The following is a 21,973-nucleotide window of genomic DNA, read 5'->3' as shown; positions in this document are numbered from 1 at the left end:
GTGGGCTGGGACTCCACGCGCGTTCGGAGGCATGATGATGGGAGCCGCCGAGGGGTGACCCGGTCCTCGCGGGTGATGCACGGGTGCCAGGAACCAGGGTCGTCGCAGGGGGAGCGCGGGAATGTCGGAGTCGGTCGAGCAGAGGTGCCTCCGGTGTGGTGCTCCGGATGCGGGGAGCGTGGCGCGCTGTGTGTGCGGCGCCAGCCTCCGGGTGGACGTCGTGTTGCGGGACGCGGTGGCTGACGAGCGGACGCGCTTCGCGTTGGCCCGGGCCATCTCGCTGCTGGGCCCTCCCGCGCCCTCGTTCTCCGAGGCGCGAACCCTGCTCGCGACGGCGGGGGCTCCCCTGGCCCGTGGTGTCTTTCGCGCCTTCGCGGAGAAGCTCCTGGAGGTGCTGCGCGCCCAGGGCGCCCGCGCGGATTTGCGGCCGTTCGTGGAGTCGGTGGTGCCCGTCCAGGAGTCCTCGCGTGGACTCCTGAGGGCGCTTGTGGGTGCCTGCGTCCTGGTCGGGTTGGTGGGCGGCATCTGGATGGCTCGCTCTCCGCGTTTCGAGCGCACGCGCTCGAATGTCCTGGCCCTCGCCACGGGTGAAGACACTCCGGGCGAGGCGGCCCCCGTGCCCTCGGCCCTCTCCACCGCGGAGATTTCACGCCGCGCCGGCCCGAGCACGTTGACGCTGCGGTGTGGGAGCAAGACGGGCTCTGGCTTCTTCGTGGACTCCGAGCTGGTGCTGACCAACCAGCACGTGGTGTGTCCGCCGGGCAAGATGATGACGGCGGTGCTCGCGGACGGGCGGGAGCTGCTCGGTGAGACGGTCGCCAGTGACGTGGACCTGGACCTCGCCACCGTCCGCGTCGTGGGCGCGAAGGCAGTCCCGTTGCCACTGGGGGACGTCACGCGCCTGGAGCCCGGAGACCCGCTGGTCTTCATCGGCAGCCCCAAGGGCCTGGACTTCACCGTGCACGAAGGGAAGGTGGGCTTCGTGGGCCGGCAGTACCTGGGCACTGGCTATGTGCAGTTCAATGCCTCGGTGAATCCGGGCAACAGTGGCGGACCGCTGTTGAATGGACGCGGCGAGGTGGTGGGGGTCGTCTCGATGAAAATCGAGAACGCGGATGGGCTGGGGCTGGCACTGCCCATCGCCTATGCGAGCAAGCTCGTCTCCGTGCCCACCACGCCCGAGTCCACGGAGCGCTGGAGTCAGTTGCTCAAGCGCGTGGCGCGCGACGAGGAGCGCGAGGTGCGGCGCTTCCAGGTGGACACCGAGCAGCAGGTGGTCCTCTCGGTGCAGCGGGTCGACGGGCTGGGGCTCATCGTGCTGGTCGTCGAGCGGTTCGACTCGCCACCCACGGCCGTGAAGCGCCGCATGGAGCTGGAGGCGGAGGGGAAGACGTGCACGCTGGATTTGGAGTTCGAGGACTGGCGGCCGCTGAGCCAGTCCCTGGCGGCGCAGGAGGACTCGCGTCGGCTGCGCTGGTTCCTCTCGCGAGGCCTCACCCTGGGCATCCACATCGGTGGGGCGCGGCTGCCCGTCGAGACCTGCTCGCTCCCAGAGGTCGGCACGGCCTGGCTGAAGTCAGGGCAGGGAAGTGGTGAGAACGAGGAGCGCATCGAGGTGTCGCTCAAGGACGTCAGGGAAGCCCGTGAGACGTGGACCCGGAACCCCGCGGGCATCCAGCGCTGGGAGCGGGAGCGCTTCAAGCAGAGGCTGGCGGGGAATCGCACACGGGAGGAGGAGGAGCGGTGGCGCACGTCCTTCGGCAAGGCCCGCGCGCGTGTCGCCCGCTTCGAGGAGGAGCGCGCGCGTCTGCGCAAGGACGAGTCCTCCGGCAAGCCGGTGGCAAAGCGCCAGTTGGAAGTGGAGGCGGAGCTGAAGCTGGCGAGCCAGCAGCTCGCCGAACTCGAGCGCTACGCCGTGGAGAAGAACGTTCCCCCGGAGTGGCGGCGGTAGGCCCTGGGGCCTGGGGCTCCGCTTTCGCACCTGTCGCCATGTCCGTGGCAGGTGCCGGAACGAGGTCGGAGGGGTCTGCTGGCGCTTTCGCGGTGGGCTCAGGACCTTCAAGGCAGCTCACGTCCATCCCCGCTCCTCAGCGCGCCCAGCTTTCCTTGGTGCTTACCTCCGGCGACGGTGCTCCTCGACCCCATTGTCTTCCTGCGTGGCAATGCCCGCGACCGTATGCCGCCAACCATTGCGAAGACCGTTCCGCCGACCTTCATCCAAGGACCAAGTGACTCAATCTGAGCACAGGCAACGAGGGTGAGTCCTGGGATGAGCGTCACTATTCCACCAGCAAGCCGCCACGGGTTGTTTGTACTGTGAAGCGCCAGTCAAAGTGACCTCGAATTCGCGCTCCACGCCAGTGCAGATGTTGCTGGATGCGTAAGGATTGCCCGCTCTGCCTGTCCACCTCGAGTGGCAAGCGAAAGAGGCTTCCATGCACAGAAGAAGTGTCCTCGCGGCCCTGGCCCTCATGTTGGGGTTCGCGGCCGGGTGTAGTGCTACGCAGCCGGAGCCAGCCGGCTCGGTGCGGTTGCTCGTCTCCGAAGGTCAGCGCCTGACGCCCGAGGGAATCACCCGGGTGACGGTGACCGTCTCGGCGTCGGACATGGAGCCCATCGAGGCCGAGCTCACCCTGACGGACGGTGTCTGGAAGGGAGTGTTGGAAGGCATCCCCGCGGGCACCGGGCGCAGCTTTGAGGCCCTGGCCTATGACAACACTCACTGGTGGCGCTACCAGGGTGTCGTGACGGATGTCACCATCGAGTCCGGAAAGCAGGCCCTGGTCGCCATCGTCTTGCAGGAGTTTGTCTTTCCCTCCAACCCATTCGAAAACGCGGTGCCTGTCATTGATGGGCTCGCGGTCTCCTCCACTGAGGTGGCGCAGGGGAGCGAGGTCACCTTGACTGCCGTGGCCCGTGACCCCAATCCCGAGGACAGCCTCACGTACACGTGGACGGCCAGCGTGGGCGGGCTGTCGAGCTCCACCGGCCGGGTGGTCCGCTGGACGGCCCCCTCGCAAGCCGGGTCCGCGGAGCTCACGCTCACCGTCAGCGACGGGCGAGGCGGGGCTTCCGGCACGAAGCTGTCCTTGAGCGTCCTCTCCGGTGCGACTGGCGCCATCGTCGAGACGAGCTTCAACCACGTGCCTGTCCTCCAGCGGATCTCCGCTTCGAGCGGCCGGGTGGATGTGGCGGAGACCACCGTGCTGACGGTGGCCGTGACGGACACGGATGGAGACTCGATTCGGTACGAGTGGAGCGCGAGCTGTGAGGGCACCTGGACGGACGCCGAACGCGCCACGGCGCAATTCACTCCCTCCGTGCGTCCAAGCAGGGGCTGCAACAACTGCCGCATCACGGTGGGCATTCGTGACTCGCGGGGGGCGTGGACCTCGGGTCGGCTCTCCATCTGCGTGGGGCCCGCCCCTTCACCCGTGGTTGTCGCGGATGCCCAGATCTGGGGAGCCGCTGGGGAACCGGTGATGGTGGTGGTGCCGCCGGGCAAGCACGTCGCGGAGCTGATGCTCTGGGGGGCGGGGGGCGGAGGCGGTGCCCCGGGGCCTGGAGGCGGAGGCGCATGGCTCCACGCGCGCGTCCCGGTCACCCCAGGGGAGTCTCTCGAGCTGCGCATCGCGAGCGGTGGCGACTCGCAAGGGGGCGGTGGTGGTGCCTCGCAGGTCCTCCGTGCCGGGCAGGTCATGCTGGTGGCGGCGGGAGGCGGCGGCGGAGGACATGACGGATGCAGTGGTTGCTCCAGGGATGAAGACCCCCTGGGCGGAGCAGGGGGCGGTGGAGGCCCCGTGGGCGGGAATGGACAGGACGGCCGGCTCAATGACTACTACCTGTCCGGAGCGGGAGGCGGCGGCGGAGGAATGCAGAACGCGGGAGGTGTGGCGGGGCCGAGCAACAACCGGCAGCCGGCGGAGCCGGTGACCTGTGCGGCGCCGGGGCTTCCGGGAGACGCTTTGCAAGGAGGGGCGTCTCGTGCCTGCCAGTCCAGTGCCCAGCCCGTCGCCACCGGCCACCTGGGAGGACGCGGGATGGGGAATGGCTCTGGAGGGGGAGGTGGCTCGGGTTGGTATGGCGGAGGAAGTGGCGGCAGCCGGTACACCTACTCAGGCGGAGGCGGTGGCGGCGGCTCGTCATATGCGCATCCCAGCGTCACGCTCCTGGCGACTGAAGGCGGCAACGGTCAGCAGCCGGGTGGACGGATTGTGACGGGATACCTGGGCATCGCCGGCCGTGGGGGAGAGCCCCTGACGAATTGGCAGACGGAGCAATCGACTCCGGGAGCGTCGGGCCTGGCCCTCCTGTGGTGGAGGTAGCCGCGGCGAGTCCGTGGGGCCTTGCGCAAGCAAGGCCTCTTCTTCCCGATGACTGCCATTGTCAGAAGACGAAGCCTCGGTGGCTTGACCGAGGCGTCTGACGGGGGAAGGGGAGTGGGCCCTCCTGGATTCGAACCAGGGACCAATCGGTTATGAGCCGACAGCTCTAACCGCTGAGCTAAGGGCCCCCATGCGTGAACAACCCGCGTGTCCGGTGGCATATCCCCGCGCATGCGTTGCTGGCAAGCGCCACTCGGCCCCCTGATTTGACGCCGCCTCCCGCGTCGGCGTGAGGCTTTGTGCGCGCCTTGCGTCAGCGCTTCCGCTTCGACGTGGGAGCGCCCGTCTTGCGTGATGCCTGCTGCTTCCCGGACTCCTGGGCCACCTTCACCCGGAACACCTGCCCACGCTGCTCCACCGTGACGCCCTCGGCGCGCAGCCGCTTCGCCTGCTCATGCGCCACCGTGGACGCCAGCGTCCCTCCCGACTTCGTCACACGCCACCACGGAAGCTCCTGTCCCGGAGGCAGCTTCGTCATCTCGCGCCCCACGCCGCGCGCCGCCCCGGGACGTCCCGCGTACAACGCCACCTGCGAATACGAGCGCACCTGGCCTCGCGGAATCGAGCGCACCGCGCGCCATACCGCCTCGGAGAAGGGCGGACGCTTCGGCGGAGCCGACGCCTCGGGTTCCGCTCGGGACTTCGTCTTCGTCGTCGTCCTGGACTTGGAGAGCGCCACGGCGCCCGACTCTAGAAACACGAAGGCCCCCGGTCCATGAAGGAGCGGGGGCCTCGGGACTTCCCGTGACGGCTCACGATGGAGCCGTCAGGAAGGCGTCAGCTCTCCACGAAGGAGCGCAGGCGCTTGGAGCGGCTGGGGTGACGCAGCTTGCGCAGCGCCTTGGCCTCAATCTGACGGATGCGCTCGCGCGTCACCTCGAAGTCCTGGCCCACCTCTTCCAGCGTGTGGTCGCTCTTCTCGCCAATGCCGAAGCGCATGCGGAGCACCTTCTCCTCGCGCGGCGTCAGCGTGGCCAGCACCTTGCGGGTCTGCTCCGCCAGGTTCATGTTGATGACCGCGTCCGCCGGCGACACGAGGCTCTTGTCCTCGATGAAGTCGCCCAGGTGGCTGTCCTCTTCCTCGCCAATGGGCGTCTCCAGGGAGATGGGCTCCTTGGCGATCTTCAGGACCTTGCGCACCTTGTCGAGCGGCAGCTCCATCTTCTCCGCGATTTCCTCCGGCGTCGGCTCGCGGCCAATCTCCTGCACCAGGTAGCGGCTGGTGCGGATGAGCTTGTTGATGGTCTCGATCATGTGCACCGGGATGCGGATGGTGCGGGCCTGGTCGGCGATCGCGCGCGTAATGGCCTGACGAATCCACCAGGTGGCGTAGGTCGAGAACTTGTAGCCGCGCTTGTACTCGAACTTGTCCACGGCCTTCATCAGGCCGATGTTGCCCTCCTGGATGAGGTCCAGGAACTGGAGGCCGCGGTTCGTGTACTTCTTCGCGATGGACACCACGAGGCGCAGGTTCGCCTCCACCAGCTCGCTCTTGGCGCGCTCGGCCCGCTTCTCGCCCAGGCGGATGGCGTCGTAGTTGCGGCGCAGCGCATCCACGGGGAGGTTGGCCTCCTCCTCCACCTTCTTGATCTTCCGAACCGCCGTGCGCACGTCGCGGTCCAGGACCTCGAGCTGCTCGGGCGTGAGGTTGAGCTGCTTCTGCAGCTTCTTGCCGATGTTCGGATTCTCCCGCGACTCCTTCAGCTGCGGGCGCAGCTCCTTCATGGAGATGCCGTAGCGGCGCTCCAAATCACGAAGCTCGTCCTCGGCCTTCTCAACGCGCTCGATGAGCCCCTTGAGATTCACGACGATGCGGTCGACCTGCTTCTTGTTCAGCCGCATCTCCTCCAAGACCTCCATCATCTTGGTCCGGAGGTCCTTCATCTCCTGCTTGAGCTCCTTCTTGCGCACCTCGGTCAGCTTCTTCTTGGAGATGAGCTCCTCTTCCAAGACGTCGCAGTCCTTGGCGAACTTGCGGAAGCGCTCGATCTGCTTGCAGATCTGCTCAATCTTGTTGAGCTCGCTCTGCGCCAGCTGCGCCGGGGCGTCACCCTCGCCGACCTCCTCGGGAGCCTCCTCGGCGCCCTCGGCCTGGGCCTCCTCGGGCGCGTCCTTGATGACGTCGCGCACGCGCAGCTTGGCCGTCTTCAGCTTGTTGCCGATGTCGAGGATCTCCTCGACGGCGACCTTGCAGGCGAGCAGGGCGCGCAGCACTTCCTTCTCGCCCTCTTCGATGCGCTTGGCGATTTCGACCTCGCCCTCGCGCGTGAGCAGGCTGACGCTGCCCATCTTGCGCAGGTACAGGCGCACCGGGTCGTTCGACTTGCCACCCGGCTCGTCGTCTTCGTCCTTCTCGTCCTCGTCGACGTCTTCCTTCTCCTCCTCGACGGTGACGGTGGGCTTGATCTCGTTGTTCTGAGCAGCCTTCTGCGCATCGACAATCTCGATGTCGTTGTCGCCGAACATGCTCATCACGTCGTCGATTTGATCGGACGACACGATGTCGGCGGGCAGCGCGTCATTCACCTCGTCGTAGGTGAGGAAGCCCTTCTCTCGCCCCTGGGCGAGCAGGTCCTTCACTTCCTTGCGCTCGGCGACGGGGTCCTCCTCGACGTCGTCCTCGACGGCGTCCGGGTCCACCTCGACGGCGGCGGCGGCTTCTTCAGCGGCCTCCTCGGGGTCCACGTCCGCGGAGACGACGCCCTTCTTCTTCTTCTTCGTCTCGACCTCGGCGGGCGCCTCCTTGGCCTCCAGGGGCTCCTGCTCCTCGGTCCCAGCCTTCACCCCAGCACCCTTCGCCGCGGGACTGTCCGGTGCCTTCTTCTTGCGGATCACCGGATCCACCTTCTTCTTGGTGGGCTTCACGGACGCCTTCGAGGGCTTCTGCGTCGGCATTCGGGTACTTCTCCTTAAGAAATTCAGGGGCTTGAGGCCTGGGGCGAGCCGGCCGATCTACCGCAAAGTCAGGGTTTCTTACAAACGCGAAGTCAAACCGGTTGCATGGGCGCCTTTGTTCCCGGGGAAGCGGGCTTGAGCTCCTCCAGGACACGCTTCTTGAGGGCCAGCAGTTCCACGCGCTCCGACAACAGTTGCCGCGTCTCTTCCGTGAGGTCGAACGCTCCCGGCGTCTGCTCTGTCGCGCGCTTTATATAAGTGAGCCGCTCGTCGATGCGCCGCACCATGATTTCCCGGCAGATGGCGAAGAACGCATGCTCGAGCTCCTGGCCTTCCGAGGGGAGCTGGCGCCAGGACGTTTCGATGGCGCGCTTCACGGACTCGCCTGCTTCGAAGAGCGCATCCTGGGTGCCCTGGCCCGACGTGGCATGCGCGAGCGCCATGCGCAGTCCCATGTGGGACAGCTCGTCACAGACACGAAAGACATCCCTGCCGAGCAGGCGAGGCTCCCTCAGCACGGAGGCCACGTAGAGTGCCTCCATGGGCGGGGGCGGCTTCTCGGGCAGCGGGCGAGCGGGCGCGGCAGAACCGCCATCATGCGAGGCCGAAGCGGCGGGCTTGGGGGGCACCTTGCTGCGCAGCGCGGCCTCCACGTCCGCGGAGCGCCAACCGAAGTGCTCCGCGAGGGCGGAGAAGAGCGACGAGCGCACCAGTCCCACGGGCACCTGCGCCGCCACGGGCTTGAGCCGCTCGAGTGCCGCCATCTTCTCCTCGAAAGACGCCCCCTTGCCCTGGGGCAGCAAGGAGGCGAACAGGTAGGCGGTGAGCGGTTGCGCGCCTTCCAGCAGCCGCTCCACACCCTCCGCTCCCTCTCGACGCGCGAAGACGTCTGGATCATCCCCCTGGGGCAGCAGCGCCACCCGGGCGGTCGCCCCGGCGGCGAGCAGCGGACCGGCGAGTCGCTCCACCGCCGCGATTCCCGCCGAGTCCCCGTCCAGGAGCAGCACCAGCTCCCGGGCCTCGCCGCGCTTGAGCACCTGCATGTGGCCGGGGGTGAGGTTGGTGGAGCACAGCGCGACGGCATGGCGCACGCCCACCTGATGCAGGCCGATGCAGTCGAAGTAGCCCTCCACGAGGACGGCGGCCTTGCGCTTGCGGACCTCGTCGCGCGCCTGGTCCATGCCGAACAGCGTGTCGCTCTTGTTGAAGAGCCGCGACTCGCGCGAGTTGAGGTACTTGGGCCCTTCCTCGGCGCCGACGAGGCGGCCACCGAAGGCGATGGGGCGGCCCTCCGGCGCGCGGATGGGCACCATCAGCCGGCTGCGGAAGAAGTCGTAGCAGCCGTCTCCCGTGTTTCGCTTGAGCACCAGCCCGGCCTTCATGGCCCAGTCCAGCATGCCTGTCTTTTGAAAGCGCTCCGCGAGCGTGCTCCAGGCGTTGGGCGCCCAGCCGAGTCCGAAGGACTGCGCCGTCTCTTCCGACACGCCACGACTGGCGATGTAGGCCCGCGCGGAGCGGCCCTCGTCCTGCCAGAGGGTGGAGCGGAAGTGCTCGGCGGCCAGGTCCGTGGCCTCCTTGAGCTGCTGGCGCTCGCGCATGCCCGGGTCCTGCTGCGCCTCCAGGTCGATGCCCAGCTCGCGCGCCAGGTCCCTCACCGCGTCGAGGAACGTCTTGCCCAGGTAGCGCTGGACGAAGGACACCGCGTCCCCGCTCGCCCGGCAGCCGTGGCAGAAATAGAAGTGCTTCTCCGGCACCACGTAGAAGGAGGGGGTCTTCTCCTGATGGAAGGGACAGCGCCCCTTCCACTCGCGGCCCGCCTTCTTCAGCTCCACATGTCGGGAGATGAGGCCCACGAGGTCTACACGCTCGAGGACTTCCTGGATCTTGTGTTCCGGGATCACGTCGGCCACCCCTCGTCCCGCACCTGGGCGGGCGCACTCCCGACATCCTGGCAGCCGGGCCTGACGTCGCCCGTCTGGTCGCCAACCCGCTGGATCACCCCGCCCACGAGGGCGAAGGACCGGCGACAGGGGGCGGGAAGGATGGCTGGGGACACGTTGGGGCTCCTACGGCCCGGACGGCGCCTCCCTGGAAGGGGTGGGGCGCGCGCACCGGACTGGCCCTGGCACTTAATGACGGGGAGACGGGGGAGCAAGTTTCCGCTCACCCCAATCCCATCCACCCGAGGGGCCGCGGGAGCAAGCGAGCGACCCCGAACGGGTGGGAGGCGGCTTCAGGAGAGCTTCGCCAGCTGGGCCTTCACGGCCTCGGAGATGGCTCGGCCCTCGGCCTTGCCCTGGATCTTGGGGGTGAGGTTCTTCATCACCAGGCCCATGTCCTTGGCGCTCGTGGCACCCACCTCGGCGATGGAGGCCTGGACGGCGGCGGCCAGCTCGTCGGGGGTGAGCTGCTGGGGGAGGTAGCTCTGGAGGATGGCGATTTCGGCCTCTTCCTTCTCCGCCATCTCCGGCCGGTTGCCGGCCTTGAACTGCTCCACGGAGTCGCGACCCTTCTTGATGAGGCCGGCGACAACTGTCAGCACACCCGCGTCATCGAGGGCGGAGGCGCCGGGCTCCACTTCCTTGTACTTGATGGCGCTCTTGATGGCCCGAATGACGGTGGTGCGCGTCTCGGTCTTGGCCCGCATCGAGTCCTTCAGGTCCGCGTCGAGCCGTTCCTTGAGGGTTGCCATATATGCGACTCCGCTGGGGTTGTGGTTCGGGGGGACTGGACGACGGGAGCCAGGGCACCTGACTGCTCGAGGGCGCCCCGGCTCTCACGCCGGCCTCGCAACTAGAACGACTTGCGGGCCTTCTTCACCGCGCGCTTCTTGGCGGCGAGGGCCTTCTTCTTCCGCTTCACGGAAGGCTTCTCGTAGTGCTCGCGCTTGCGGATCTCGGAAAGGATTCCGGCCTTTTCAGTGGCCTTCTTGAAGCGCTTGAGGGCGCTCTCAATGGATTCTCCTTCTTTCACTCGGATACCGGGCATGAGTTCACCTCCTTCCGCCATGCGTCAATGTGTGTGTACTTCAAAAGGGGAGCGGGTATGTCCTAGCGGGAGGTAAAACGCAAGGACGCAGGAGGGAAAACCCGGGGGCGGATGCACTACACTGTCCGCTGCGTGAGCCCTGCCCTCATCCTGATGGTACTGCTGGCGACCGGTCAGCGTGGCGGCACCGGGACGACCGACTGCTGGAACTCCTGCCAACGGCACGTGGCGGACCGGGCCCTCCGGGGCCGCGTGTGTGGCTCCTGCCTGTCCGGGGGACGGGTCGACTCCTGGGTGGCGTCCCTGGGCACGGTCCGGCCGACTCCCCGCGACGCGCTCGCGTCTTCCCGCAAGGACGAGGACTGGCGGGTGCGGTGGGCCTCGGTGCGGGCCGAGGCGAAGGGGAAGGGGATTCCCGAGCGCCGCGTGCTCGCGGAGTGGGTGGCCAGCACGCCCACGTCGGCGGATCTGCAGGCGTGTCTCACGGCGGCACGCGCGGCCGCGGAGGCGGATCAATCCTCGGCGACGTTCCTTCGAGAGGCCGGAGCGCGGGGGCCCGAGGCGGCGGCCCGGGTATGGGCTCGCCGTGAGGCCATCCGGCAGGCGCTGGAGGTGGAGTTGTACTCGGAGGACCCGCGCGCGCGAGGGTCGGCGCTCGCCCACCTGGGGACGTTCATGGGGCGCAAGCCAGCGCGGCTGTTGCTCGATGCCACGGCCTCCAGGCCGGAGAGCACGGATGTCATTGGCGCCAGCGCGTTGAAGTCCGTGGCGCTGCGACAGCGCACCTCGGTGGGGCGCCTCTTGCTGGAGGAGGCGAAGCCCGTGGACGCGGTGCTCGTGAACCGACTCTTCGCCGTGTACTCGCGGGAGTTGGAGGAGCTTCAGCCGGAGCTGACGGCGCCCGAGCCCCGTCGCCGGGATTCGGCGGTGCTGGCGTTGGGCGTCTATGGACCGCTGGCCCGCAGGGAGATGGAGCGCGCGCTGGAGGATGCGGACCCCAAGGTGCGTGGCTCCGCGGCGCGGAAGATGGCGGAAGCGGAGGGCACGTCGCTGCGCGTGGCCGCCGAGCGCCGGGTGGAGGAGCGCGACGCCGCCGTGTCCCGGCCGTGGCTGGAGGCCATGGTGCGGGAGAAGGGCTGCGCGGGCTTCTTCCTGGATGTGGCGGGCAACCCGAGGATGCCCGCGGAGCTGCGGGGCCAGGCGCTGGCGTCACTGGCGGACTGTCGCGAGAGCGAGAACGAGCGGGTGGAGACGCTTTCGCCCTATCTGCGCGACTCGCAGCCCGTGATTCGGGCCGGGGCGGTGCGCGTGCTGGGCTCGATGTCCGTCCGGAGACCCGAGGTGATGGATGCCACCACGCGGGCGCTGGAGGACGACGCGCCGGAGGTGGTGGCCGCTGCGCTGGCGGTGGTCGCGGGGCAGCGCCAGTCGACACGGGGGGACGCGGCCGCGGAGCTGCTGGGCTCGGAGCACCCGGTGGTGCGCGCCGCCGCCGCCCGGGCGCTGGAGGCCATTGGCCGCGCCGTCCACGTGAAGGTGCTGGCGTCCTGCCTGCGCGAGGACCCGGTGCCGGATGTCCGGGTGGCCGCCGCGCTCGCGCTGGGCCGACTGGGCGGGCCGCATGCCGCCGCCGCGCTGTCCGACGCCGTGGCTCGGGACGGGGACACCCACGTCCAGCACGTGTCGCGCGAGGGATTGCGGCGGCTGGGCTTCGGGCCCTGAGCCGAACTCAGGGGCCGCTGATGGCCTTGGCGTCCGAGCGGTTCCGACCCGCGCGCTTGGCCCGGTAGAGGTACTTGTCCGCCGCGGCGATGAGGTCCTCGGGCTGGGAGAAGTCCGAGTCCAGCAACGTCGCCACGCCCAGGCTGATGGTCACCTTGATGGGCGTGCCGCCGAAGACGAAGTCCGCCTTGTCCACCGCGTACCGGCAACGCTCGGCGCAGGCGAGGGCCTGGTCCTCGGCGGACTCGCGCAGCATCAGCGCGAACTCCTCGCCGCCGTAGCGCGCCAGCAGGTCCTCGGTGCGCACGGTGTCGCTGACCCGCTGGGCGATGCGCGTCAGCACGTAGTCACCCGCCGGGTGCCCGTACGCGTCGTTGATCTTCTTGAAGTGGTCCACGTCGAACAGCACCAGCGACAGGTTCACCCGGTGGCGCAGGCAGTAGCTGAACTCCTTGCGCACCGTCTCCAGGAAGTACTTCTTGTTGTAGACGCGGGTGAGGCCGTCGCGCGTCGCCGACTCGTAGATGCTGCGCTGGTACTGCTCCTCCAGTTCGTCCTGGATGGAGAACTTGAGGACGGTGTTGGAGCCAATCTGGATCTTGTCGCCGTCGTAGAGCGGCGCGGCGTTGACCTTCAGGCCGTTGAGGTACGTGCCGTTGGTGCTCGCCAGGTCCACCACCTGGAAGCGCCCGTCGCCCAGCGCCACCACCTTGGCGTGCTTGCGCGAGATTCCGTCGTCCTCCACCTGGAACTGCGCCTCGGAGCTGCGCCCCAGCACCACCTCGGAGCGGTCCAGCTTGAACATCCGGCCGATGCCCGCCGCGGACTTGGCGCTGATGACGATCAGATAAGCGCTCTGCCGCTGGCCGTTGCCCAGCAGGTCCGAAATGGAATGGACGGAAGTTTTCTCCTCGGACATCGCGCCACCCATCTTACGGGCCGTTTTTTCATGGCGGCAAGCATGCTGCCGGCTTCCTTGCCGGCAACCCTCGCCTGGATTGGACTCACCGCGTTGGTTTGTGGCTCCGGCGACCCGGGGGTTCCACTGTCTTGCGTCCGACGGTCAGCTCCCCGGCCACCGGTGTCTGGATGAAGCGCGCGAGCGCCTCCGGAGAGCGGGGGTGATAGGCCAGTCCCTGCATCAGCTTCACCAGCGCCGCCGAGGGCGTCAGGTCCGCGCCGCCCACGGCCCCCTGGGCCAGGGCCGCCGCTCCAGATTCGTAGAGACTGAGATCCACGCCGTTGCGGTGGGCCTGACTCACCACGACGACGGGCACGCCGCGCTCCCGGGCCTGGGTGAACAGAGGCAGGAGCGAGCGCCCGAGGGCCGGGTCGATGGGGAAGTTGCCGGCCCCATACGCCTCCAGGACGAGTCCCCGGACATGCGGCAGCAACTGCAGGGGCAGGGCGGGGTCCAGCCCGGGGTAGACCTTCAAGAGGAAGACGCGCGGATCCAGCTTCTCGTACAGGCGGAAGGGGCCCTTCGACCGAAGTCCCGGCTCGAACGTCGCGTCCACGCCCAGGGTGCCCAGCACGGGGCAGTTCGGACTCTCGAAGGCGTCGTACTCGGACACCTTCACCTTGCGCGTGCGGTTGCCCCGGTAGAGGTGCGAGTCGAAGCAGATGGTGACCTCGCGCGGCCCCTGCAGCGCGGACAGCACCGCGTCGATGAGGTTGAGCCGCGCATCCGAGCGGACCTCCCCCAACGGCCGCTGGGAGCCCGTCAGCACCACGGGGCAGGGCGGGTTGCGCAACATGAAGGACAGCGCGCTGGCCGTGTAGGCGAGCGTGTCCGTCCCATGGGTCACCACGGCCCCGTCGAAGTCCTTGAGCTGCTGGTGCAGGTGGGTGGCCATGCGCTGCCACAGCTCTGGCTGCATCTCCGAGCTGTCCACGTTGCTGATCAGCTGCAGCTCGATGTCCGCGAGCTGGAAGAGCTCCGGGACGCGGGCCTTGAGCGTCTTGAAGAAGGCAGCGGGGCGCAGGGCGGATGGCCGACCTCCGGCCATCCCCAGCGTGCCACCGGTATGCAGGAGCAGGACTCTGGGCATGATGGGCAAGGGTGCTTCCCTGCCAAGGCTTGCGTTGCTTTACAAGCCCCGCGAGCGTGGCTAAGACCCGCCGCGTGCTCCTCTCCTGCTGGAAGCGTGTCATTCCCCTGCTGGCCGCCGTGGCGCTGACCAGCTCGGGCTGCAAGAACCCGGAGGGCTCCGCGCCCGCCTCGAACCCGGCTCCGGCCGCCGCTCCGGCTCCCGCCGCGACTCCGCCGCCGCCCCCGGCCCCTCCGGCCGCCGCCCCGACGGACCCCGCCGCGGCCCTCTCCGGCATCCCGGGCATGGACTTCTCCTCGCTCTCCGCGGCCTCCAAGCGGGAGCTGGCCACCGTCCTGAGCGACGAGTTCTGCTACTGCGGCTGCCCGCACACCCTGGGCGCCTGCCTGAAGTCGCACAACACCTGCCGCCACGCCAAGCGCATGGCCCGGGTGGCCGCGCGCATGGTGTCCGAGGGCAGCCCCGCCACCGAGGTCATCGTCCAGCTGTCCCAGTACTACGGCGCCTTCCGTGAGCAGCGCGCCCAGTTCAAGGTGGACGACCGGATGTGCATGGGCGCTGTGTCCGCCCCGGTGACGGTGGTGGAGTTCTCCGACTTCGAGTGCCCCTACTGCGCCAAGGCCCGTCCCGTCCTGGAGGCCTTCGCGAAGAAGAATCCGGCCCAGGTGCGCTTCTGCTACCTGCCGTTCCCCCTGTCCAACCACGTCAACGCGGTGCCCGCGGCCCAGGCGGCCCTGTGGGCGAGGGATCAGGGCAAGTTCTGGCAGATGCACGACGCCCTCTTCACCCACCAGGAGAACCTCAAGGCGGAGGCGCTGCCCGCGCTGGCGAAGGGGCTGGGGCTGGACGGCGCGAAGCTTACGGCGGTGCTCAAGTCGGACGCCTACAAGCAGGAGCTGGAGGGCTTCCGCAACCAGGGCCGCGCGGCGGGCCTGTCCGGCACGCCGACCGTGTACTTCAACGGGCGCGCGCTCGACCTGAGCTTCATCCAGGAGGACCTGCTCAACCACAGCCTGGAGGATGAGCTGGAGTGGGTGAACAACAAGAACGCCTGGGCAGCCGACTGACACGGAGATGACGCAAAGGTTCCGCATCGACGCGGGGCAACTCGTCCCCGAGGATCGCCAGAGCCCCTCTCCATTGACGGGGCGCTCGGGGACGTACGCGCTGATGCCCACGTCCCCGGACCTGCTCGTCTTCTCCCGGGGCCCGAGCGAGGGTGGCACCATCGCCGCGCCGCGCGTGGTGCTCTCCGGTGACGCGGGCGGCTTCCCGCTGTCGGATCTGATGGCCTTCCTCAGCCAGTCGCGGTGGAGCGGCATCATCCGCGTCCACTCCCCTGGCGGCGAGCGCTCCGTCACCTTCCGGGACGGCGAGGTGCGCGGCGCCTCGTCGGACGACCCCGCGGACCGGTTGGGCGAGGTGCTGGTGCGTCTGGGCTACGTGGACCGCACGCAGGTGGAAGCCGCGCTCAAGGGCCAGCCCCCGTCCAAGGTGGGCCGCGCCCTGGTGGAGAAGGGCTTCCTGCAGGCGCACGACCTCTTCAAGTGCGTCACGCATCAGGTGAGCGAGATCTTCCACGCCATCGTCCTGTGCCGGGAGGGGAGCTTCTTCCTCATCGACCAGCCGGTGGATGAGAAGGCGAGCCACTCCATCCAGCTCTCCACCCAGAGCCTGTTGATGGACAGCATCCGGAAGATCGACGAGATGGCGCACTTCCGGAAGCGCATCCCCCATGGCCGGCTGTACGTGGCGCGCAAGCGTGCCTCGGATGGGAAGCTGGAGGAGGATGAGGACCGGGTGCTGGGGCTGCTCGACGGCCGGCGCACCATCCTGGAGCTGGGCCACGCCGCCCGCCTGTCCGAGTTCGACATCACCAAGGTCGTCTTCCGGTTGCTGGAAGGCGGCTTCGCGTCGCTGACGGACAAGCCGCTGCTCGTGCCCGCCGGCCCCGTGCCGACGGTGGGGCCCACCGGGGCCCAGACTCCGGCCACGCCCGTGCCCGCGGGCCCAGGGCGTCCGGTCGCGAGCGCCGCTCCGGCGGTGGATCCTCGCCCCGTGGCGCGCGTGTTCAACTTCATCTTCCGGGAGATTCGCGACGAGGTGGCCAAGCAGGGCATGGACCGCGAGTTCATCGCCGCCGCCAACGCCGCGTTGTCCGGACAGGCCTTGTCGTCCTCTCCCGTGCTGGAGGGCCTGGCCTTCCAGTCGGATGGGAGCCTGGCCGAGCCCCGGTTGATGGATGCCTTCGAGCGGCACCGCGCCCAACTGGGCAGCGAGCCGCTGGCGTCCTTCAAACAGGCGCTCAGTGACGTGATGTTCTTTTTGCTGTTCCAGGCCGGTGAGCTTCTGGAGTCGCGCGCGGACGAGGACCTCGCCCGTCGCGTGAAGGAGCTGCTGGCGACGCTCGAGGGGCCGTGACGACGGATTCGGATTGGCCGCGGTTGACGGCGGATGTGCCTGGTTGTGGTGGTGCCTTCAAGCTGGTTCCCGAAGACTTCGAGGTCGAGGAGCTTCCCGCCTACCAACCGTCGGGCGAGGGAGAGCACCTCTACCTGTGGCTGGAGAAGCGCGGCCGGGACACGCGCGAGGTGGTGCGGGCGCTGGCCTCGTCGCTGGGCGTGTCCGAGGACGACATCGGCGTGGCGGGGATGAAGGACCGGCAGGCCGTCACGCGGCAGTTGCTCTCGGTGCCCGCGCGCGCGGAAGCGCGACTGGGGGAGTTCGCGCTGGAGGGCGTGCAGGTGCTGTGGTCGAAGCGGCACGGCAACAAGCTGCGCACCGGCCACCTGCGGGGAAATCGCTTCAAGCTGCGCCTGCGGGGCGTGCGTGACGTGGAGGCCGCGCGAGAGTGCTTCTCTCGACTGACCGCGGGCGGTGTTCCCAACTACTTCGGCGAACAGCGCTTTGGCCGTGCGGGAGACAACGCGGACCTGGGCAGGTTGCTGGTGCTGGGGCAGCGGCTTCCGAAGCGGCCCGAGCGCTTCCAGCGCAAGCTGTACCTCTCCGCCTTCCAGTCGCGCATCTTCAACCGGGCGCTCGCCGAGCGCGTACGTTCCGGCACGCTGTCCACCGCGCTGCTCGGTGACGTGCTGCGGAAGGAAGAGACGGGCGGCCTCTTCGTATGCGAGGCGCCGGACGTGGATGGTCCGCGCGTCGCGTCGTTCGAGGTGAGCCCCGCCGGGCCGCTGTTCGGCCCGAAGATGACGGCCGCCACGGGCGCGGTGGGCGAGTTCGAGGCGAGCCTGCTGGTGGGAGAGGGCGTCACGCCGGACGACTTCAAGCGCGGTGGGGGCGAGACGGAAGGAGGGCGCAGGCCATATCGCGTCCGCCTGGGCTCGCCCGAGCTGACGCCGGAGGGCGAGGACCTGTGGCTCGCGTTCGAGCTGCCCCGGGGCGCGTACGCCACCGAGGTCCTCCACGAGCTGCTGAAGGACGACTGACGTCCTCTCGCTGGGGTGATGCCCTGGCGCGAGGCCTGATGGGCGCGCCCGCGCGGGCCCTTTCGTCCGCGACTCCTCTGGGATGTTGCGCTCGCGTGCGTGACTTCCAGGGCAGCGGATGCGCTGAAAAGCAACGCGCCCTCGGGACCTGTTCCCGGAGGCGCTGACCGTGCATGTCCCGGCCTTGGGGGCTGCGTACGCCGTGCACCCTGTGCGGCGAGCGTGAATGCCCCGGCCTTGGGGGCTGCGTACGCGGGGTACCCGCCGCGTGCACCGTGTGCTGCGAGCGTGAATGCCCCGGCCTTGGGGGCTGCGTACGCGGGGTACCCGCCGCGTGCACCGTGTGCGGCGAGCGTGAATGCCCCGGCCTTGGGGGCTGCGTACGCGGGGCACCCGCCGCGTGCACCGTGTGCGGCGAGCGTGAATGCCCCTGCCTTGGGGTGGGGGACCGCCTGCTGCGTGACTTCGGCCGGGCGGAGAGAGGCCCGGCGTGAAGCCCTGGCGGGCCGCTCGCCCGTGCGTGCTGTCGAGGACACCCCACGCGCTGAAAAGCGAAGCGCCTCCTCGGGACGGAAGCCCGGGAGGCGCTGGTCCTGCTTGCCCCGGCCTTGAGGTGGCCGGGGCGGGGCTGCCTACTGCGTGACGATGTTGAACTCCGTGCGGCGGTTCTGCGCACGGCCCGCCTTGGTGGTGTTCGGCCCGATGGGACGCGTCTCGCCGAAGCCCACCGCCTCCATGCGGCCCGGGTCGATGCCCTTGCGCAGCAGCTGCGCCATCACCGCGTCGGCGCGCTTCTGCGACAGCTTCAGGTTCGACTCATCCTTGCCGAGCGAGTCCGTGTGGCCCTCGATGCGGACCTTCTGGATCCAGGGCGCATCCCTCAGGGCCGATGCCACGTCCTCGAGGATGGCGGTGCTCTGCTTGCCGATGATCTTCGCGGAGCCGGACCCGAAGAGGATCTGCTTCTTGATTTCAATCCGGTCCTTCTTGATGACGACGTTCTTGTACTGCTTCGGGCAGCCGCGCTCTTCCTTCGTGCCAGGCGCATCCACGCACGCATCGAGTCGGTCCACCACGCCGTCATTGTCCGTGTCCTTGTCCGCGCAGCCGCTGTTCTCCGGCGGACCCGCCTCGGTCGGGCACTTGTCCTGCGCATCCGCCAGGCCGTCCGCGTCGTTGTCCAGGTCCGGGCAGCCATCGTCGTCCTGGAAGCCGTCCTTGTCCTCGGGCTCGTCGGGGCACTTGTCCTGCCCGTCGTTGACGCCGTCGCCGTCCTTGTCCGGGCAGCCCATGTTCTGCATGGAGCCCGTCTCGTTGGGGCACTTGTCCTGGGCGTCGACGATGCCGTCGTTGTCGTTGTCCAGGTCCGGGCAGCCGTCCTCGTCCTGGAAGCCGTCCTTGTCCTCGGCCTGGTCCACGCACTTGTCCAGCGGGTCGACGATGCCGTCGCCGTCGCGGTCCTTCGGCGCCTCGGCCGGGCAGCCCTGGTTGTCGGCGACTCCCGCCAGCACCGGGCACTTGTCGTTGGCGTCGAGCACGCCGTCGTTGTCGTTGTCCGCGTCGGGGCAGCCGTCCTCGTCCTGGAAGCCGTCCGTGTCCTCGGCCTGGTCGGGGCAGGGGTCGTCCTTGTCCAGCACGCCGTCCCCGTCGCTGTCCGTCTCCTCGATGCGGACCACCACCTGGGGCTGCTGCGGCTTGGTCTCCGTGGGCTGCTGCGGCTGCTGCGGCGCCTCCGGGCGCTCACGCACCAGCACCTGGCGCGGACCGCAGTTCTTCGACAGCTCCAACGCCCGGTCCACCGCCGTGTCGGCGACGCGGACGTGCGAGGCGGCGCGGCCGCTGTTGCCCTGGCTCAGCTCACCCTTGGCGAAGTCGAGGTAGGCCTCGGCGGTGGCCAGTTCCACCGGGGCGCAGCGCAAGGCGCCGCTGCGGCGGGCCCGCTCGACATCCGCGGCGAGCACCTGGGTGTCCGCGCGAATCTTGCTGCCGCTCACACAGCCGGCGACCAGGAGGAGGGACAGCAGCGCTGCAAGGGAGGGACGCGTCATCGGGAGCGCTCGGTGCGTCACGGGTTCGGGGTCCGTTCGCCAGTGCCAGTGTCGGAATCGCTGCCAGCCACGGACATCGCCTTCTCGCGGGCTTCATTGGCGAAGCGGGAGGCCTTCACCGCGAAATCCACACCGGCTTGATAGTCGGAGTAGCCAACCTCCTCGCGAGCCTTCTCCAGATACAGGTTGGCGGCGGTCCACTCGTACGGGGCCAACTTGTCGGCCCCAGCCGTGCGCGCTGCCTGAATCTGGACTTCGGCGTCGAGGATGTTCGCGGTGGACTTCACGGGGCCGCACGCGGTGAGCGCCCCCGCCACCGCCACCAGCACCGTCAGGTTCTTCATAGGGTGGCGCCTCTAGAGGAGGGAAAGAGGCATCGGTCGTATCAATCGCCTCTTGGGGGGTCAAGAATCGGGCATACCCCGTTGAGGAGGGGGGCCGGCCGGTGCCTGGGACTTTGACGACTGGCGCCACCCTTGCCATCGTCCCCCTCCCGTGCGCCCGTCCGTCCTCTCCGCCCGCTTCCTGGTGCTGCTCGCGCTGCTCCTACCCCCCCTGGCCCTGTCCGCCCAGGCCTCCGCCGCCAAGCGCGGCGAGCGCCGTGCCGAGACGGAAAAGGTCATCCAGACCGTCATCCAGGGAGGAGCCGTCCCCGCCGCCGTCTCCCGGCTGCGCTACCTGCGCGAGGAGCCCTATGCCGCCGACCTCATCAACGAATCCATGCGCCGGGTGCTGGAGGAGCGGGTCCGCCGCAACCTCGTCGCGGTGCTGGCGGGACTGGACACGCGTTCCGCGGAGCCGGCCCTGGTCCGCTTCGCCGGCGACGGCGACAGCACGGTGCGCATGTACGCCGCGCAGGGCCTGGCCCGGCTGAAGAGCCGCAACGTCCAGGTGCTGTTGCCGCTGCTGGATGACAAGAGCAGTGGGGTTCGCCGGGACGCGGCCCGGGCCCTGGGCGCCTCGCGCAACCCGAAGATGGGCAAGGCGCTGATGGCGGCCGCCAAGCAGGAGCAGGAGCTGGAGGTGCGCGCCATCATGCTGGCCGCCGCGGGTGAGACGGGCGACGCCAAGCAGGTGAAGCCCCTCAAGGAGTACCTGACCAACGACTCGGAGAGCACCCGCTTCGCGGCGGCGCGCGGCCTGTGCCGCCTGGGCTCGCCCGAGGGCTTCGCCTTCGCCAACAAGCTGCTCGGCGCGCAGGACCGCTTCGTGCGCCGGCAGGGGCTGGAGTTGTTCGAGGGAGTCGCCGCCAAGAAGGCCACCCCCGCGCTCAAGCCGCTGCTGGAGGACAAGGACCGGGGCCTGGCCGCCGGCGCCGCGCGCATCCTCTACCAGGGTGGAGACAGCGCCATGCTGGACTGGCTGGTGCTGGCCTCGTGGAACGCCAAGGGCGAAGAGAAGCTGTCGTACGAGAAGGAACTGGAGACGCTCCAACTCCAGGATGACCGGCGCAAGGCCATCCTCCGAAGGGCGGGCGTGGCGCAATGACGTGGGCGGTGGTGCTGGCCGCGGCGCTCGTCACCCAGGCGACCCCGGCCTCCTCGACGAAGGACTCCGCCACGCCCGGCGCGGCGCGGATTCTCGACTCCGGCTCGGCGGCGGCCCAGGCGGCCACGGCCACCCCCGCGCGCCCAAACGGCTGGACGGGCATGGACGCGAGCGCCTTCGCCGCCCTGGTGTCGGAGGCGTCCAACGCGCCGTTGACCGAGCGGCTGCTGTCCATGAGCCAGCGCTTCGTCAACACGCCCTATGTCCTGTCTCCGCTGGGAGAAGGCGCGGGCGTCGACCCTGATCCAACGTTCCGCCTGGACGCGGTGGACTGCCTCACCTTCGTCGAGCAGTCCCTGGCGCTGGGGCTCGCGCGCACGGAGCCGGAGGTCGCGCCGCTGCTCGAGCACATCCGCTACGCCCAGGCCCCGGCCTATGAGGACCGCAACCACCTCATGGAGGCGCAGTGGCTGCCCAACAACATCCGCAAGGGCTTCCTGCGAGACGTGACACGGCGCTTCGGGGGCGAGGACGCGGTGGCCGTCACGAAGACGCTGACGCCCGTGACCTGGCAGTCCCGCTCGTCCCAGTCGCTCCAACTCCCCAAGGCGCGTCAGCCGGTGGGCACCTTCGCGATGAACATGATTCCGCTGGAGCGGGTGATGGAGCACGCGCGCTCCATCCCCTCCGGCACCATCCTCGTGGTGCTGCGCGAGGACCTTCCGCTGAAGGCCACCCGCGTGACGCACCTGGGCTTCGTGGTGCAGCGCAAGGGCCGCACCTACCTGCGCCATGCCTCGCGCGGGGGCTACAACCGCGTCGTGGACGAAGACTTGGAGACCTTCCTCGGCCGCAACTCCCGCTATGCGAAGTGGAAGGTCACCGGGGTGAGCCTCTTCGAGGCCCGCCGTCCGGAGTCCTCCGCGCCCGGCGCCGTCGTCCGCTCACCCTGA

General features: G+C 69.0%; 17 protein-coding genes and 1 tRNA gene. 8 read left to right on the top strand and 10 right to left on the bottom strand.

Annotated elements, in window-relative coordinates:
• Window positions 1-121: 121 nt before the first annotated feature.
• Both HUA78_RS02155 and HUA78_RS47190 read left to right on the top strand, forming a co-directional pair.
• A complete protein-coding gene (locus HUA78_RS02155; protein ID WP_174453403.1) occupies window positions 122-1,951 on the top strand; it encodes a S1C family serine protease in 1,830 nt (609 codons plus the stop codon).
• Window positions 1,952-2,435: 484 nt separating this feature from the next.
• Window positions 2,436-4,325 carry an Ig-like domain-containing protein gene (locus HUA78_RS47190; protein WP_174475550.1) on the top strand — a complete coding sequence of 630 codons (1,890 nt, stop codon included), beginning with the start codon at window positions 2,436-2,438 and terminating at the stop codon, window positions 4,323-4,325.
• A 115-nt stretch (window positions 4,326-4,440) separates the two neighbouring features.
• Here the strand turns inward: HUA78_RS47190 and HUA78_RS02145 are convergent.
• The 6 genes from HUA78_RS02145 to rpsU form a co-directional block, all read right to left on the bottom strand.
• Window positions 4,441-4,513: transfer RNA gene (locus HUA78_RS02145), tRNA-Ile, on the bottom strand.
• A gap of 125 nt (window positions 4,514-4,638) precedes the next feature.
• Entirely contained in the window at window positions 4,639-5,064 is a 426-nt protein-coding gene (locus HUA78_RS02140; RefSeq protein WP_174475549.1) for an MGMT family protein, read from the bottom strand.
• A gap of 98 nt (window positions 5,065-5,162) precedes the next feature.
• On the bottom strand, window positions 5,163-7,280 hold the full coding sequence (gene rpoD, locus HUA78_RS02135; RefSeq protein ID WP_141644122.1) for an RNA polymerase sigma factor RpoD: 2,118 nt from the start codon (window positions 7,278-7,280) through the stop codon (window positions 5,163-5,165).
• A 92-nt stretch (window positions 7,281-7,372) separates the two neighbouring features.
• Window positions 7,373-9,181, bottom strand: coding sequence for a DNA primase (gene dnaG, locus HUA78_RS02130; protein ID WP_174475548.1), 1,809 nt, complete (start codon window positions 9,179-9,181; stop codon window positions 7,373-7,375).
• 332 nt (window positions 9,182-9,513) lie between these two features.
• Entirely contained in the window at window positions 9,514-9,972 is a 459-nt protein-coding gene (locus HUA78_RS02125; RefSeq protein WP_174475547.1) for a GatB/YqeY domain-containing protein, read from the bottom strand.
• A gap of 101 nt (window positions 9,973-10,073) precedes the next feature.
• Window positions 10,074-10,268 (bottom strand): 30S ribosomal protein S21, encoded by a 195-nt coding sequence (gene rpsU / locus HUA78_RS02120; RefSeq protein ID WP_002614080.1) that lies wholly within the window; start codon window positions 10,266-10,268, stop codon window positions 10,074-10,076.
• Between the two features lie 111 nt (window positions 10,269-10,379).
• Here rpsU and HUA78_RS02115 point away from each other — a divergent pair, with 111 nt between their 5' ends.
• Window positions 10,380-11,990 (top strand): HEAT repeat domain-containing protein, encoded by a 1,611-nt coding sequence (locus HUA78_RS02115; protein WP_174475546.1) that lies wholly within the window; start codon window positions 10,380-10,382, stop codon window positions 11,988-11,990.
• Between the two features lie 7 nt (window positions 11,991-11,997).
• Here the strand turns inward: HUA78_RS02115 and HUA78_RS02110 are convergent, their stop codons facing one another.
• Together HUA78_RS02110 and HUA78_RS02105 are read right to left on the bottom strand one after the other, a co-directional pair.
• On the bottom strand, window positions 11,998-12,909 hold the full coding sequence (locus HUA78_RS02110) for a GGDEF domain-containing protein (protein ID WP_141644120.1): 912 nt from the start codon (window positions 12,907-12,909) through the stop codon (window positions 11,998-12,000).
• Between the two features lie 85 nt (window positions 12,910-12,994).
• On the bottom strand, window positions 12,995-14,041 hold the full coding sequence (locus HUA78_RS02105; protein ID WP_141644119.1) for an asparaginase: 1,047 nt from the start codon (window positions 14,039-14,041) through the stop codon (window positions 12,995-12,997).
• 56 nt (window positions 14,042-14,097) lie between these two features.
• On the opposite strand from HUA78_RS02105, the gene HUA78_RS02100 reads away from it, so the two are divergent.
• The 3 genes from HUA78_RS02100 to truD are packed head-to-tail and all read left to right on the top strand — an operon-like array spanning window position 14,098 to window position 17,484.
• Window positions 14,098-15,108: a thioredoxin domain-containing protein gene (locus tag HUA78_RS02100; protein WP_246137298.1), complete on the top strand. Its 1,011-nt coding sequence runs from the start codon at window positions 14,098-14,100 to the stop codon at window positions 15,106-15,108.
• Between the two features lie 7 nt (window positions 15,109-15,115).
• On the top strand, window positions 15,116-16,462 hold the full coding sequence (locus HUA78_RS02095) for a DUF4388 domain-containing protein (RefSeq protein ID WP_141644118.1): 1,347 nt from the start codon (window positions 15,116-15,118) through the stop codon (window positions 16,460-16,462).
• Complete coding sequence (gene truD, locus HUA78_RS02090) at window positions 16,459-17,484, top strand: tRNA pseudouridine(13) synthase TruD (protein ID WP_174475545.1); 1,026 nt, start codon at window positions 16,459-16,461, stop codon at window positions 17,482-17,484. The genes HUA78_RS02095 and truD overlap by 4 nt, the downstream gene beginning before the upstream one ends.
• A gap of 632 nt (window positions 17,485-18,116) precedes the next feature.
• Here truD and HUA78_RS02085 read toward each other — a convergent pair.
• Together HUA78_RS02085 and HUA78_RS02080 are read right to left on the bottom strand one after the other, a co-directional pair.
• Entirely contained in the window at window positions 18,117-19,532 is a 1,416-nt protein-coding gene (locus tag HUA78_RS02085) for an OmpA family protein (RefSeq protein WP_174475544.1), read from the bottom strand.
• A 17-nt stretch (window positions 19,533-19,549) separates the two neighbouring features.
• A complete protein-coding gene (locus HUA78_RS02080; protein WP_141644115.1) occupies window positions 19,550-19,876 on the bottom strand; it encodes a DUF4398 domain-containing protein in 327 nt (108 codons plus the stop codon).
• A 151-nt stretch (window positions 19,877-20,027) separates the two neighbouring features.
• Here HUA78_RS02080 and HUA78_RS02075 point away from each other — a divergent pair, with 151 nt between their 5' ends.
• Together HUA78_RS02075 and HUA78_RS02070 are read left to right on the top strand one after the other, a co-directional pair.
• Window positions 20,028-21,020 (top strand): HEAT repeat domain-containing protein, encoded by a 993-nt coding sequence (locus tag HUA78_RS02075; RefSeq protein WP_141644114.1) that lies wholly within the window; start codon window positions 20,028-20,030, stop codon window positions 21,018-21,020.
• Window positions 21,017-21,973 (top strand): N-acetylmuramoyl-L-alanine amidase-like domain-containing protein, encoded by a 957-nt coding sequence (locus tag HUA78_RS02070; RefSeq protein ID WP_174461315.1) that lies wholly within the window; start codon window positions 21,017-21,019, stop codon window positions 21,971-21,973. Before HUA78_RS02075 ends, HUA78_RS02070 begins: the two co-directional genes overlap by 4 nt.

The sequence above is a fragment of the Myxococcus sp. CA033 genome, assembly GCF_013336625.1.
In the GTDB taxonomy this organism is placed as follows: Bacteria; Myxococcota; Myxococcia; order Myxococcales; family Myxococcaceae; genus Myxococcus; species Myxococcus llanfairpwllgwyngyllgogerychwyrndrobwllllantysiliogogogochensis.
Note: the sequence above shows the minus strand (reverse complement) of the source record. Positions and strands in the feature narration are given on the sequence as shown.

Excerpts from the sequence above, each read along its gene's own strand:
- HUA78_RS02155 (WP_174453403.1), top strand. The coding sequence starts at position 122 with ATGTCGGAGTCGGTCGAGCAGAGGTGCCTCCGGTGTGGTGCTCCGGAT.
- HUA78_RS47190 (WP_174475550.1), top strand. The coding sequence starts at position 2,436 with ATGCACAGAAGAAGTGTCCTCGCGGCCCTGGCCCTCATGTTGGGGTTC.
- rpoD (WP_141644122.1), bottom strand. The coding sequence starts at position 7,280 with ATGCCGACGCAGAAGCCCTCGAAGGCGTCCGTGAAGCCCACCAAGAAG.
- HUA78_RS02125 (WP_174475547.1), bottom strand. The coding sequence starts at position 9,972 with ATGGCAACCCTCAAGGAACGGCTCGACGCGGACCTGAAGGACTCGATG.
- rpsU (WP_002614080.1), bottom strand. The coding sequence starts at position 10,268 with ATGCCCGGTATCCGAGTGAAAGAAGGAGAATCCATTGAGAGCGCCCTC.
- HUA78_RS02115 (WP_174475546.1), top strand. The coding sequence starts at position 10,380 with ATGCACTACACTGTCCGCTGCGTGAGCCCTGCCCTCATCCTGATGGTA.
- HUA78_RS02110 (WP_141644120.1), bottom strand. The coding sequence starts at position 12,909 with ATGTCCGAGGAGAAAACTTCCGTCCATTCCATTTCGGACCTGCTGGGC.
- HUA78_RS02105 (WP_141644119.1), bottom strand. The coding sequence starts at position 14,041 with ATGCCCAGAGTCCTGCTCCTGCATACCGGTGGCACGCTGGGGATGGCC.
- HUA78_RS02095 (WP_141644118.1), top strand. The coding sequence starts at position 15,116 with ATGACGCAAAGGTTCCGCATCGACGCGGGGCAACTCGTCCCCGAGGAT.
- HUA78_RS02085 (WP_174475544.1), bottom strand. The coding sequence starts at position 19,532 with ATGACGCGTCCCTCCCTTGCAGCGCTGCTGTCCCTCCTCCTGGTCGCC.
- HUA78_RS02080 (WP_141644115.1), bottom strand. The coding sequence starts at position 19,876 with ATGAAGAACCTGACGGTGCTGGTGGCGGTGGCGGGGGCGCTCACCGCG.
- HUA78_RS02070 (WP_174461315.1), top strand. The coding sequence starts at position 21,017 with ATGACGTGGGCGGTGGTGCTGGCCGCGGCGCTCGTCACCCAGGCGACC.